Below are 12,584 nucleotides of genomic sequence, written 5' to 3'. Positions count from 1 at the left end.
AACAAAAAGTTAATAAACTTTATGGCAGGATTTCTTCGTCTTCTAATTTGCCCATAATTTTCCTTTTGGTATGATCCTCTGCTAGCAACATGTACATGGCCGGCACTACAAACAAAGTAAACAGGGTCCCAATCGAAATCCCGGTTGCAATCACAAGGCCGATGTTGTATCGACTTTCAGCGCCAGCGCCGCTAGCGATAATCAGAGGGATAACCCCTAAAACCATCGCTGCGGTAGTCATTAAAATTGGCCGCAAACGAATAGACGCGGCCATTTGAATAGCCTCTCGTTTCTTTTTACCACTGATTTGTAGTTCATTAGCAAATTCCACGATCAAAATACCATGTTTAGAAATTAAACCAATTAAGGTGACCAAACCCACTTCGCTATAAATATTCAAGGTCGCACTACCCACACCCAGACTAATAAAAATCATCGCGCCACAAATTGACATAGGCACACTAATTAACACAATGAGGGGATCACGGAAACTTTCAAATAAAGCCGCAAGTGATAAAAAGATAATGAGTAAAGCAAAGAAGAAAGTAACAACTAAACTTGAGCCTTCTTGAATAAATTGGCGAGACTGTGAGGCATAATCAATATTGTATCCCTGCGGCAATACTTCTTTTGCAATCTTTGCAAAAGTCGCTAGGGCCTCGCCCATAGAGACACCCGGGAAAGCAACTGCCGAAATCGTTGCAGAATTAAGCTGTTGAAAATGAGTTAGGGATTCAGGAACAATTTCTCTTTTTAGGCTTGCAACAGTTGAAAGCGGTATCGATGCACCCTGGCTTGTTTTTAAATAATAATTAAGTAACTGATCAGGGTTTAGCCGGGTTGATCGCTTAACTTGCGGAATAACTTGATAGGAACGTCCCGCAAAATCAAAATAATTAATGTATCCTTCACTTAGTCCTGAGTCGAAGATATTACCAATATCCTGCATTGTTAATCCAAATTCTGATACCTTATCTCGATCAATCAATATCTTAGTTTGAAGTTTATCAATTTTAAGATCGGGATCGATATAGGCAAAAATACCGGCTTTTTGTGACTTAGCGAGGAAATTTTGCAACACTATATTTAACTTTTCAAAAGGCTCTGTCGTCGTAATCACGAATTGAATGGGTAAACCACTCCCTCCGCCAGGCAAAGAAGGTAATTGGAAAGCGGCTATTTTAGCCCCTGCAATTTGGTCGAGCTGCTCTTGAACTAGAGGTTGAATCTCATTTGAGGTGCGCCTTCGCTGATCCCAGGGTTTAAAAACCATTCCAACGATAGCTTGGTTAAGTGAATTATTATTTCCATTTACTTCAAAAACATGGTCCGTTTCAGGATATTTTTTAAATATCTCATTCACTTGTTTTGAGTAAAGTTTAGTTTGTGCTAAGGAGGCATTAGCAGGACCAGTGACTTGCGCGATGATAATTCCCTGATCTTCTTGCGGAGCAAGTTCTGAATTAGAAGTGATAAATAAAAAATAATTACTCAGCAAAATAATGACAGCAAAAACAACAATAACTGCCAGATAATTCAATGCATTAGCCAAGGATTTTTTATAACCTTCTTCCAATTTTTTCAGCCAATTATCGACTGTAGTCATAAAGCGACCTTTTGCTGCTTCATTTTCGGACTTAAGAAATTTAGAGCACATCATTGGAGAAAGGGTTAGTGCGACGATCGCTGAAACAGTGACAGAACCCGCCAACGTAAACGCAAATTCAGTAAATAAAGCCCCGGTTAATCCGCCCATAAAACCAATAGGTGCATAGACCGCTATTAATACTACGGTGATTGCTACAATAGGGCTTGCTAACTCTCCGGCACCCTGAATTGCTGCTTTAAATTTGGTTTGCCCTTCCTCAATATGACGCTGCACGTTCTCAACCACAATAATCGCATCGTCAACAACTAGGCCAATTGCTAACACTAAAGCTAGTAAGGTTAATAAGTTGATTGAATAACCAAGTACCAACATCACGAAAAAGGTTCCAATAATCGATAAAGGGATTGCTATGAGAGGAATAATGACCGAACGTATAGAACCAAGAAAAAGAAAAATAACGATGGTCACAATAAAGAATGCTTCCATTAAAGAAATTATCACTTCGTTAATAGACGATTGGACGAAAAGGCTGGCGTCATAGGTTATATTCGAGTTCAAACCTTTGGGTAATTGAGCGCGAATGGAAGGATATATTTTTTTGATATCATCAATAACAGTTAAAAGGTTTGCTGAAGGAGCAACAGTAATGCCAATATAAACGGCGGTACGACCATCAAAACTTACTGTCGAATTATAGTTTTGCGCCCCTAGCGACACATCAGCAACGTCTCCTAAGCGAATGATCGCCCCGTTTTGAGCCCTCAATACCATTTTCTTAAATTGCTCAACATTGGTGAGATTGGTGCTAGTAGTTAAATTTTGAATGAACATTTGGCCGTCAGTACGGCCGGCCGCCGAGATAAAATCATTGTTAGCAAGAGCAGCCCCTACTTCAGCAGCCGATATGCCATAACCTGCCAATTTTACTGGATCTAACCATGCCCGTAAGGCGAAGGTTTGGTTTCCTAAAATTTGAGCATTCTGCACCCCATTTATCGCTTGTAATTTTGGTTGAACAACTCGAATTATATAGTCAGTAATTTTATTAATAGGCAAGTCTTCGCTATAAAATCCAATGTACATTGATTGAATCGTCTGTCCTACTGAAACAGTGATCACGGGTTGTTGAGAATTTTTGGGCAACTGGTTAAGAACCGCATTAACCTTGGTAGTAATATCCGATAAGGCTTTCAGCGGATCATAGTTTAAGAGAAGGTTAACGGTGATGGTACTCAGACCTGACGTACTCGTTGAAGTCATATAATCAATACCATTCGCTTGAGCCACTGAATTTTCTATTGGAGTGGTTATAAAACCAGCAATAACTGCGGGATCAGCACCAGTATAAACCGTTGAGATGGTAACGATTGCTTTTTCAGTAAATGGGTATTGCATAATCGGTAATAAATTTATCGAACGCAAACCCAATACTAAGAGCAACAGACTTATTACTGTTGCAAGTACAGGTCGTTTGATAAAAATATCCGTAAACTGCATCTTACTGCGGTCCTTACTTTTTAGTGCTGATTATTTTTCAATTATTTTGGGCGCCATTTGATTACTTGGCTGTATTTTATTGTTTATCTCAATACGACTTCCATTTTTGAGTTTAAGTTGACCACTTGTGACGACAATATCCCCTAAATTTAATCCTTTTAAGATAGCTATTTGATCACCACGCGTTTCACCTACCGTTACAAAAACTTGCTCTACGACTAGAATGGGTTGGTTTTGCTTATCTTTTTTACCACTGTTTTTAACGATATAAACAATATCTCCATAGGAATTAAAGCTGACGGCTGATTGAGGTAAAGTCAAGAAGGTTTGTGGTGTTTTCGTATCAATTTCTCCGTGGACAAACATACCGGGTTTTAAGGCTAAGTCAGCGTTCGGAACTGTCGCCTCTACAAGCACGTTGCGTGTATCTTGGTCGATAGCTGGCTGTACCGTAGTGATTTTCCCTCTGAATTTTCTCTTTGGAAAAGCATCGCTAGTAATAGTTACAATTTGGCCTAGTTTTACCTGTGATATGGATTGCTGTGGCAAATTAAAATCAGCATAAATTGGATCAAGCTCTTGTAAGGTTGTGACCGTATCCCCTACATTGAGGTATTGACCAGGATTGGCTAGATTAATACCCAATTGGCCTGTAAAAGGTGCTCTTATCGTTTTCTTTTCTGTCGTTGCCTTCTGTTGCTCTACCTGGGCTTCTAAATTTTTGAGATTCCATTCATCAGAGTCGACTACCTGCTTACTTACTGCGTGTGCGGCATATTGCGCTTTATCACGATTGTAAGTAATTTTGGCCAACTCGACTTGAGCTTCCAGCGCGTGTAATAAACCAAGCTCTGAGCCTGCATTAAGCTGCACTAAGACAGTTCCTTTTTCTACTTTAGTACCCGGTGTAAATGATATCGTTTGCACCATGCCCGCCAGTTCGGTTGTCACATTCACACCCACGCGAGCACGTAAAGTCCCAACAGCTTTTAATTGAGGTTGCCAAAGGGAAGACTCTACGCGCATTGTTGAGACAGTTACGACGGGTTCTTGCATCGTCTCTAAATACTTATCGGTCATAAGGGTTTTAAATGCCTTCCAGCCGAAAATTAGCCCGAACAAAAGCCCCACACAAACTAACATGATAACCATTTGTTTTTTCAAGAAAGTCTCTCTCTTAAAAGACAAAATTATTTTAACTAAAGATTCCTATTAAATCATAAACACTCTTTAACACACCAGGGTTTATGCCACCATCCACCACCTAATGCTTGAAATAATGCCGCCGTATCAGCATAACGTACTGCCTGAGCCTGAACTCGATTGATTCGGGCTTGTAAATACTGCTGCTGCACGTTTAAGAGATTAATATAACTAGCTCCACCTAAACGATATTGATCCATGGTCAATTTTAATGAGAGCCGAGCGGAGTCTTCTGCTAAAGCTTGTGCCTGTAAAGCTCGAGCATCGGTTTCCAAAGCACGTAAAACATCTGCTACATTTTGAAAACCTTGTAATACGGTTTGTCGATACTGCGCATCGGCTTGTTGGTAGGCCGCAATCGCCGCACGTCGCTGAGCTAACAGAGCACCACCATGGAACACTGGTTGCGTCACAGTAGCCATCATGCTCCAAATACTATTTTGGTGGGAAAACAAATTTCCCAATGAGGTACTTATAAAGCCATAGTAAGCTGTTATATCCAATTTAGGAAACAAGGCAGCGGTAGCTACGCCAATTTCAGCACAAGCTGAATGAAGTGTAGCCTCAGCAGCACGGATATCAGGGCGCTGTCGAATAAGAAGAGAAGGCACAGTTACCGGGAGAGTAACAGGCAATTTTAATTTATCGAGATCAATAATTGGTAGACGCTCATCAGGAAACGATCCTGCGAGCACCGATAAGGCATGCTCATTTTGCGCCAGGCTTTTTTCCAAAGGGGGTAAGGTCGCTTTTGTCTGTTCCAATAAGGTTTGTTGCGTCAATACATTGGCTTTTGAAATACCACCTAACTCAAATTGTTTCTGTAAAATATTGAGTAAGGTTTGTTGTTCCCGAATTAGCTCACGAGTTACCTTAATCTGCTCTCTGAAAGAACCCACATTAATAGCGGTAGTAACTATATTTGAGGTCAGTGTAAGGTAGGCCGCTATCACTTCGAATTGTTGATTATCAACAGTTGCTCGTAGTGATTCTATTTTTCGTCTGGAACCACCAAAAACATCCACATTATAGGATAGATTCAAAGTAGTACTGAAAAGATTAAAAGTAAAAGCCCTAGCGCCACCCACATCACCGATATTTGTTGTAGAGTAGCGTTGTCTTTGCGCAAAACTTTGAGAATCCACAGCCGGCCAAAGTGTATTACCAATTTCAGCATTCAAATTTTCTTTGGCTTGGCGTAAGGCAGCCATTGCAGACGATAAATTAGGACTATTGGCCAAGCCTTTACGAATAAGGGAATTGATCGCCGGAGAACGAAATAATTCCCACCAAAGCTCAGGAAGATCCTTTCCGCTAATAAATTTTTGTGATTGCCCACCCCGTGATGGAGCACTAACCGTTTTTTTGGGGAGTGGTTTTTCAGTATAATGTTTAACCCTAAATCCGCTAGGCGTACGAAAATTAGGTCCAACCATACAAGCAGATAAAAACAATGCGAGTAAGATGATCCCAATAATAGTTCTTGTTATGGGCCTAAACACTAAGTACATTCCTTTGCAGGCTACTACTGATTATTCCTAATCTATCATGATATGAGCTAAGTTGTTACTGAAACTTTGGTTAAATCAACTTAAATTGGCTCCATTGATAATTGATAAGAATTTGAATCTATCTCCCCATAAAAAAGATCGGAAATTGCATAACCAATGACCACTGCAAGTTGTCTATTCACATATAGCAAAGGGATACTACCCCGTTGCCAAGGAGGAATATGCCATTCCTGAAATAATTTTTTTAACTGCTTAGTTTGCCCATGCCAATGAAAAAACTCCCCTCCCTGACGAAACCGAATTTCAATTTGCGCCGAGGTAGGTAGTACCAAACCTTTATTCGTCATTTTTACTTGAAGCCTACCTAAACCATTGATCACTAAAGTTTGAGGAAAAGAACTCCAATTCTGCGGCTGCAAAACGCCTTGTGGTTCATTCTTTAATAGATAGAGAGCTTGCTGATAACGCCTAACACAACCTTCTTGCCAAACCACTTCTGGTTTAGCATCTTCTCTTGCCTCTATTACTTCACTAATGATTCGATTGAAAATCAGGGTAGAAGGCAATTTAATATGATTAAACTTCAACCAAACACGCAATACATTGCTAAGTCGTGCATGACTTAAATTCTTTAACGATTTAAGCGGCAACATCGTTGAAGATTGACTCAGTGCAGGACAATCTATTTTTGCTAAATCATCTAAATTAGTTTGTGCTTGTTGGCAATGACGAGTAGTACGTACTAAATTAGTCACCACTGCCGGCCAACGTTGCTGCAAAATAGGTAAAACCTTATGGCGAAGATAATTTCTGGAGAAATCTGTATTGAGATTAGATTCATCATCAATCCATTTTAATTGCTGAGTCCGGGCATAACTTTCTAAAATTTCGCGGGAATATAGCAAAAAGGGCCTAAGCAAGACTCCCTGAGCAAATTTTTTTATAGTTTGCATCGCAGCCAAACCATCAATACCTGCTCCGCGAAATAGTTGTAAAAGCAATGTTTCTGCTTGATCGTTTAAATGATGACCTAGAAGCAAACAATCTTCAGTGGTTAGTAAATTAGCAAAAGCCTGATATCTTGCTTGTCTTGCTTTTTCTTCTAGATTTGCATGGCGCTCAAATTCGACTTGTTGAGTGAGCAATGGAATTTTGTATTCCTTGCAAAATTGTTGGCAGTGTTGTTGCCAAGCAAAGGCATTAGGACTAATACCATGATGAATATGCACAGCAGTTAATTGATTCAGCAAGGAAGGATATGTTGCCAAACTATGAAGCAAAACGGTGGAGTCTAGCCCACCGCTAAAACCAACAAATATTCTTTTATAGAGACCTAGTTTCTTTAACCAATCAGCATCTAAGAGTGATTTAGTCACAAGCGCCCATAGCCATAAATTTGTCGTACCGTTGTTTTAATAACTCTTCCATAGGAAGATTTTTTAATACCCGCAATTCGCTGATTAAAATTTCTTTCAGACGGGAAGTCATATCAACAAAATTTCGATGAGCCCCACCTAAAGGCTCTTCCACAACGTCATCCACTAGACCTAGCTCAAGAATTTTATGAGCGGTAATCCCCATAGCTCGTGCAGCCTCGCTTGCTTTTGCTGCATCCTTCCAAAGTATGGATGCACATCCTTCTGGAGAGATAACCGCATAAATTCCATATTGCAGCATCAAGACTCTATCCCCTACCCCAATGGCTAAAGCACCGCCTGAGCCAGCTTCACCAGTGATAGTACAAATCACAGGTGTTCTTAGCTTAGCCATTTCTAGCAAATTTTTCGCAATAGCTTCCGATTGATTACGTTCCTCTGCACCGATCCCTGGGTAAGCCCCCGCCGTATCAATAAAAGTAAAAATAGGTAAGTTAAATTTCTCTGCCATTTTCATTAAACGTAGCGCTTTGCGATACTCCTCGGGACGAGCCATACCAAAGTTACGATAAACCTTTTCTTTGGTTCGTTTGCCTTTCTGATGCCCTAAAATCATTACAGGCTCACCATTCAATCGACCTAGCCCACCAATGATTGCAGGCGCACTCGAATAATGCCTATCACCATGTAGTTCTTGAAAATCAGTAAAAATATTTTCGATATAGTCAGTAGTCTGCGGACGTAGAGGATGTCTAGCCATCTGCGCAACCTGCCAAGGCTCTAAATTGGAAAAGATATTGGCAGTTAGTTCTTGGCATTTGGTTTCCAAGCGGGTTATTTCTTCAGTCAAATTAACTTCATTATCACTGCCTACCATTCGCAGTGCTTGAATTTTTTGATTCAACTCCTCAATGGGTTGCTCAAAATCCAAAAATTGTCGGCTCATTCACTTACTCGTTTGGAGAATTTATTTTCATGCGCTATGATACCTGTAACTGCTTTTTGACGCCACCGTTCCGGGCATTCTATGTCAATAAACATTGAGTTTTCTGCTGCTTCTGACTGTAATTTAGTCAAAACTCGCATCGATATTTGGGAGTTTCCACTAAATAATCCCTTCCAACAAGCCAATTCATTACTGAATGAAGCAGAATTAGTTCGCGCCAATCGGTATCATTTTGAACGTCATCGCCGCCGCTTTACTATCGCTCGCGCAACTTTGCGGCTTATTTTAGGCCGTTATCTTCAACGAGACCCCAGTCAATTGAGTTTTCAATATAGTTCACATGGGAAACCAGGGATTGAGGGTTCTCATGGCCTAGAGTTTAATCTCAGTCATTCAGGGGAGCTTGCATTATTAGCTGTAGGATGCCGGTTCCCTCTAGGCGTTGATTTGGAGTTTTTTTCAGCAAGACCTTATGACGGTATTGCAAAGAATTTATTTTCACCACAAGAATTAGAGTTTTTTTTAAAGCTACCTAAGCATTTAAAACCTCAGGTTTTTTTCCAAATCTGGGCACAAAAAGAAGCGTTTATCAAGGCAAGTGGTTTGGGACTTAGTTATCCTACTAAACTTTTTACCGTGCCAATTTTTTCTACAAGCACTGAACGCATCATGGACACAGTGCATCATTGTGATTGGTTAATGAATTCTTTTATGCCCCAAGTCGCTTGCAGCGGCGCGCTCTGCTATCATCCAGAAGTGAAAGAACTGCGATATGCGCGCTTAGATAATCCTGCGATCCTCTTTTAAACAACTCGGATTGTATCTTTCCGTTGACAGTTAATGGGTATATACTCAAATTGAACAGGGATGGTCAATAAGGATATTTTATGGCAAAGACAAAGAATGACTTAGCAGTTGAAGCAACTGAATTAAGACATAGCTGGGGTTGGTTATTAGCCTTGGGTATTTTATTTGTCATTTTAGGTTGCATCGGCTTAGGGATGGTTGTTGGACTCACTTTAGCGAGCATGCTTTTTTTGGGTGTCTTGCTTATCATTGCCGGCTGCTCGCAGTTTATTGATGTGTTTAAAGCCAAACATTGGAAGGCTGTGGCTTGGCATGCATTTATTGCAGCCCTATATATCATAGGCGGCTGCATTATTATTTACGATCCTTTCTTAGCCTCAACCTTAATTACCGCTTTATTAGGTAGCGTATTGATTATTATTGGACTTACTCGTTTCATCATGGCACTAAGACTTAGAGGTTCTCCTGGGTGGGTTTGGTTATTGTTTGCAGGACTCACTGCTCTCATCCTAGGTATTCTGATCTTAATAAAATGGCCTATAAGTGGTATATGGGTTATCGGGCTCTTTATTGCGATTGAAATGATTGTCGATGGCTGGACTTACATATTCCTTGCTCTCGGAATTCGTCGCAGCTTGTAGTGCTATCGTATAGTCCATCTCGACGTCCCGCGACTTGTTCGCGGATCCAAAGATCTGAGTAAGAAAAAAGATCGCATGGATACCGCGAACAAGCCACGGTAAGTAGGGACAAGAGTAGCGTTTGCAACAACGCCGAACAAGTCGCGGGACGTAGGGCAGAAGGTTTTTTATCCTTAAGGAAGTATCATTAGACCTAGTCAAACCTACATCTATAAATCTCTTCCTCTCAAAAAATCTGCTATACTCCAATCCCTTAAACAGATTGCATCCCAAATGGGCGAGTCTGAAATCCTATAGAGTCATGTCTTGGATATCATGATGAAACAATTTAGTAAGATCCAATTAGAACTACTACATCAACTTTCTGATGGAAATTGTCACAGTGGTAAAATACTCGGAGAACGACTTGGCGTCTCACGTACAGCTATTTGGAAACACATTAGGCAATTAGCAGAACTTGGCCTTGCTATTCGCCGAATTCCACAACATGGTTATCAATTGACCACACCTACTATTCCTCTTGATGAATCATTGATTCGTCAGCATTTAAAAAATAGGCAATTTACAAAGGAAATAGATGTTCATCTTTTTGCAACGATTGATTCGACCAATCGTTTCTTGAAAGACCTGACAAACCGAGCGGCCATTAGCCTTTGTTGTGCTGAGAAACAAACGCATGGCCGAGGCCGATTTGGTCGCCAATGGTATTCCCCTTTTGGCGAAAATATTTATTTTTCCAGTCGCTGGGAATTGAATTGCTGCTTGTCTCGTTTATCAGGCTTAAGCCTTGTGGTTGGTCTAGCGATTTTAGCTAGTTTGCAAGATATCCAAGTTCAACATGGTATTCGTATAAAGTGGCCCAATGACCTGCTGTGGGGTGATAAAAAATTATGTGGAATTCTCATTGAGATTATCGCCGAAACAAATAGTTGTGCGCAGGTAATTATCGGTATTGGCATGAATGTAAATACCGCAACTCAAGAACAATCACTTCCTGATAAACCTTGGTGTTCCCTCTATGAAATCACTGGGAAACATTTTGACCGCAATCTACTATTAGCCAATCTTATTGCTCATTTAGACATCTATTTAAATAAATTTTTGGTAACAGGCTTTGCTAAATTTGTAGCCGATTGGCAAGCGGCTGATTATCTAAAAGGACAATTTATTAAAGTATCTCAACCCACCGGCTTAATAAGCGGTTACGCTTGTGGTGTGAATGAATTAGGCCAGTTGTGCCTTCGGGATACCGATGGAAAATTACATCATCTTTCTTCGGGTGATACTTCATTGAAAACGGACTAGAATTGGTAGATTAGGTAGGGTAAAGTGTGTCCCGAGCATTAGACCTCCTGTCGACTCGGGACTGGATGACTGCGGATAAAATCCGGTTATACTGCTTCTTCTTCTGTGTCTGGTGTTTCTTTCTCTTGCTGTATGCGTAAATAAATTTCTTCACGGTGTACTGAAACATCTTTTGGTGCATTAATACCTAAGCGCACCTGATTTCCTTTCACCCCTAAAACAGTGATATTTACATCATCACCGATAATCAATGTTTCGCCGATACGGCGAGTTAAAATCAACATAACACAATCTCCCTTCTACATAACAGTTACCCTTAAAATTCCATAGATATCTTCCATGGTACTCGTGGTAACTACACTTTGCGTAAAATAAAATCAAAATATAGCTCTCGATTGTTATTTTACACAACCATTCTTAACGTAATATTAAGTTTAATTGAATTTTTGCATTCTTATAGCTTAAAAATGCAAAAATCACTCTTTTTTTCCTGCTTTAAGCTTCAAAGCGAGGATAACAAGCGGTAGATAAGCAATTAGCAACCCTAAACCGCTATTGATAAAACCAAGCCCAACTACTATCGCCATAGGCAGCAGCCATAGTAGATTTATGGCTAAGATCCCCAAGGTTACAGGTAAGTGTTTACCATAATAGCGTGAGGCATGTTGGTAGGCGTGACTACGGTGTGCTTCGAAGATAACTTCACCTCGCATTCCACGACCTAATAATGTTACCGTAGCATCGACAATAAAAACACCCAAAAGTATCATCCAACCCCAAAAAAAATTTGAATTTATTTTTGCAGATTGGATTGACAAAATTCCTAAAATAAGCCCTAAAAAACCGCTACCAGCATCCCCCATAAAAATTCTTGCTGGCGGAAAATTCCAGAATAAAAAACCAGCCACTGCAAACGCCAAGCAAATCGGCAAATACATTGCATTTGTATCACTTTGAAGGTAATACATCAGCACGCCTCCGAAGCAAACTGTGACCGCCTCTATTGCTGCAATCCCATCTATTCCGTCCATAAAATTGTATAAATTTAACAACCAGACCAGATAAAAAACAGCAAAAATATTTGCAATTATTCCAGTAGATAATGTCCACGCAAAAAAAGGAATTGTTGGCATACCTCCAAGAGCATATAAAGCAAAAAAACTTGCAGCAAAATGTCCAAGTAAACGCCATTTTGCTGGAATATTATTTCGATCATCGACAAAACCTATAATCGCAATTAGAGAACCCGCACCCAGTAATGCAACCGCTATTGATAAACTAATCAATTTAAAATAAAGGAGCAAAATCACTGCTATTAAAAAACAAACTACAAAGGATAATCCACCTCCTCTGGGTGTTGCTATAAGGTGCGAAGAGCGATGATTGGGTATATCCAGCATGTTAGTGGCTAGAGCATAACGGCGTAACCCCCAGGTCAAGCTGTAAGATAAACCAAAAATAAAGAGATAATATAACCAAACCATTTCTTTCCGCCGTGCTAAGCCCAATACTTAGAAAATATTGAATTATACGGCAAACAAAATCCTTGTCATTAAGTCCTTAAGAATTATTGAATCTAGATTAATTATTTTATGGATTAACAGCCACTTTGCTGTTTTATTTGGCAACTTATTTAAAATTTTTATTTTCTTATTTCAAAGAAGATTCATAAGTGATATCTTAGGCAAA

10 protein-coding genes are annotated in these 12,584 nt (G+C 39.9%); 3 read left to right on the top strand and 7 right to left on the bottom strand.

Features of this window, described 5'->3' with window-relative positions; genetic code table 11:
• Window positions 1-19: 19 nt before the first annotated feature.
• The 5 genes from Lnau_RS04515 to Lnau_RS04495 form a co-directional block, all read right to left on the bottom strand.
• Window positions 20-3,106: an efflux RND transporter permease subunit gene (locus Lnau_RS04515; RefSeq protein ID WP_058503954.1), complete on the bottom strand. Its 3,087-nt coding sequence runs from the start codon at window positions 3,104-3,106 to the stop codon at window positions 20-22.
• Window positions 3,107-3,136: 30 nt separating this feature from the next.
• Window positions 3,137-4,270 (bottom strand): efflux RND transporter periplasmic adaptor subunit, encoded by a 1,134-nt coding sequence (locus Lnau_RS04510; protein WP_238585918.1) that lies wholly within the window; start codon window positions 4,268-4,270, stop codon window positions 3,137-3,139.
• 53 nt (window positions 4,271-4,323) lie between these two features.
• Window positions 4,324-5,820 (bottom strand): efflux transporter outer membrane subunit, encoded by a 1,497-nt coding sequence (locus tag Lnau_RS04505; protein WP_058503953.1) that lies wholly within the window; start codon window positions 5,818-5,820, stop codon window positions 4,324-4,326.
• An 80-nt stretch (window positions 5,821-5,900) separates the two neighbouring features.
• Complete coding sequence (tilS, locus tag Lnau_RS04500) at window positions 5,901-7,196, bottom strand: tRNA lysidine(34) synthetase TilS (RefSeq protein WP_058503952.1); 1,296 nt, start codon at window positions 7,194-7,196, stop codon at window positions 5,901-5,903.
• The gene (locus Lnau_RS04495) at window positions 7,189-8,142 is read right to left on the bottom strand and encodes an acetyl-CoA carboxylase carboxyltransferase subunit alpha (protein WP_058503951.1); all 954 of its coding nucleotides are present in this window, start codon (window positions 8,140-8,142) and stop codon (window positions 7,189-7,191) included. Before Lnau_RS04495 ends, tilS begins: the two co-directional genes overlap by 8 nt.
• Window positions 8,143-8,223: 81 nt before the next feature.
• Here Lnau_RS04495 and Lnau_RS04490 point away from each other — a divergent pair, with 81 nt between their 5' ends.
• From Lnau_RS04490 to Lnau_RS04480, 3 genes are all read left to right on the top strand, one after another.
• On the top strand, window positions 8,224-8,949 hold the full coding sequence (locus Lnau_RS04490; RefSeq protein ID WP_058503950.1) for a 4'-phosphopantetheinyl transferase family protein: 726 nt from the start codon (window positions 8,224-8,226) through the stop codon (window positions 8,947-8,949).
• 80 nt (window positions 8,950-9,029) lie between these two features.
• The gene (locus Lnau_RS04485) at window positions 9,030-9,590 is read left to right on the top strand and encodes an HdeD family acid-resistance protein (protein WP_058503949.1); all 561 of its coding nucleotides are present in this window, start codon (window positions 9,030-9,032) and stop codon (window positions 9,588-9,590) included.
• 318 nt (window positions 9,591-9,908) lie between these two features.
• A complete protein-coding gene (locus Lnau_RS04480) occupies window positions 9,909-10,895 on the top strand; it encodes a biotin--[acetyl-CoA-carboxylase] ligase (protein WP_058503948.1) in 987 nt (328 codons plus the stop codon).
• An 86-nt stretch (window positions 10,896-10,981) separates the two neighbouring features.
• On the opposite strand, the gene csrA is transcribed toward Lnau_RS04480, so the two are convergent.
• Window positions 10,982-11,179 carry a carbon storage regulator CsrA gene (csrA, locus tag Lnau_RS04475; protein ID WP_044012007.1) on the bottom strand — a complete coding sequence of 66 codons (198 nt, stop codon included), beginning with the start codon at window positions 11,177-11,179 and terminating at the stop codon, window positions 10,982-10,984.
• A gap of 192 nt (window positions 11,180-11,371) precedes the next feature.
• Window positions 11,372-12,379 carry an MraY family glycosyltransferase gene (locus tag Lnau_RS04470; RefSeq protein ID WP_058503947.1) on the bottom strand — a complete coding sequence of 336 codons (1,008 nt, stop codon included), beginning with the start codon at window positions 12,377-12,379 and terminating at the stop codon, window positions 11,372-11,374.
• Window positions 12,380-12,584: the final 205 nt, after the last annotated feature.

Origin of the sequence: Legionella nautarum (assembly GCF_001467895.1) — a bacterium.
GTDB classification, from domain to species: Bacteria; Pseudomonadota; Gammaproteobacteria; order Legionellales; family Legionellaceae; genus Tatlockia; species Tatlockia nautarum.
Note: the sequence above shows the minus strand (reverse complement) of the source record. Positions and strands in the feature narration are given on the sequence as shown.

Bases quoted from the DNA above. Each gene is read 5' to 3' on its own strand.
- Lnau_RS04485 (WP_058503949.1), top strand. From the start codon at position 9,030: ATGGCAAAGACAAAGAATGACTTAGCAGTTGAAGCAACTGAATTAAGA.
- Lnau_RS04505 (WP_058503953.1), bottom strand. From the start codon at position 5,820: ATGTACTTAGTGTTTAGGCCCATAACAAGAACTATTATTGGGATCATC.
- csrA (WP_044012007.1), bottom strand. From the start codon at position 11,179: ATGTTGATTTTAACTCGCCGTATCGGCGAAACATTGATTATCGGTGAT.
- Lnau_RS04515 (WP_058503954.1), bottom strand. From the start codon at position 3,106: ATGCAGTTTACGGATATTTTTATCAAACGACCTGTACTTGCAACAGTA.
- Lnau_RS04490 (WP_058503950.1), top strand. From the start codon at position 8,224: ATGTCAATAAACATTGAGTTTTCTGCTGCTTCTGACTGTAATTTAGTC.
- Lnau_RS04495 (WP_058503951.1), bottom strand. From the start codon at position 8,142: ATGAGCCGACAATTTTTGGATTTTGAGCAACCCATTGAGGAGTTGAAT.
- Lnau_RS04470 (WP_058503947.1), bottom strand. From the start codon at position 12,379: ATGGTTTGGTTATATTATCTCTTTATTTTTGGTTTATCTTACAGCTTG.
- Lnau_RS04480 (WP_058503948.1), top strand. From the start codon at position 9,909: ATGAAACAATTTAGTAAGATCCAATTAGAACTACTACATCAACTTTCT.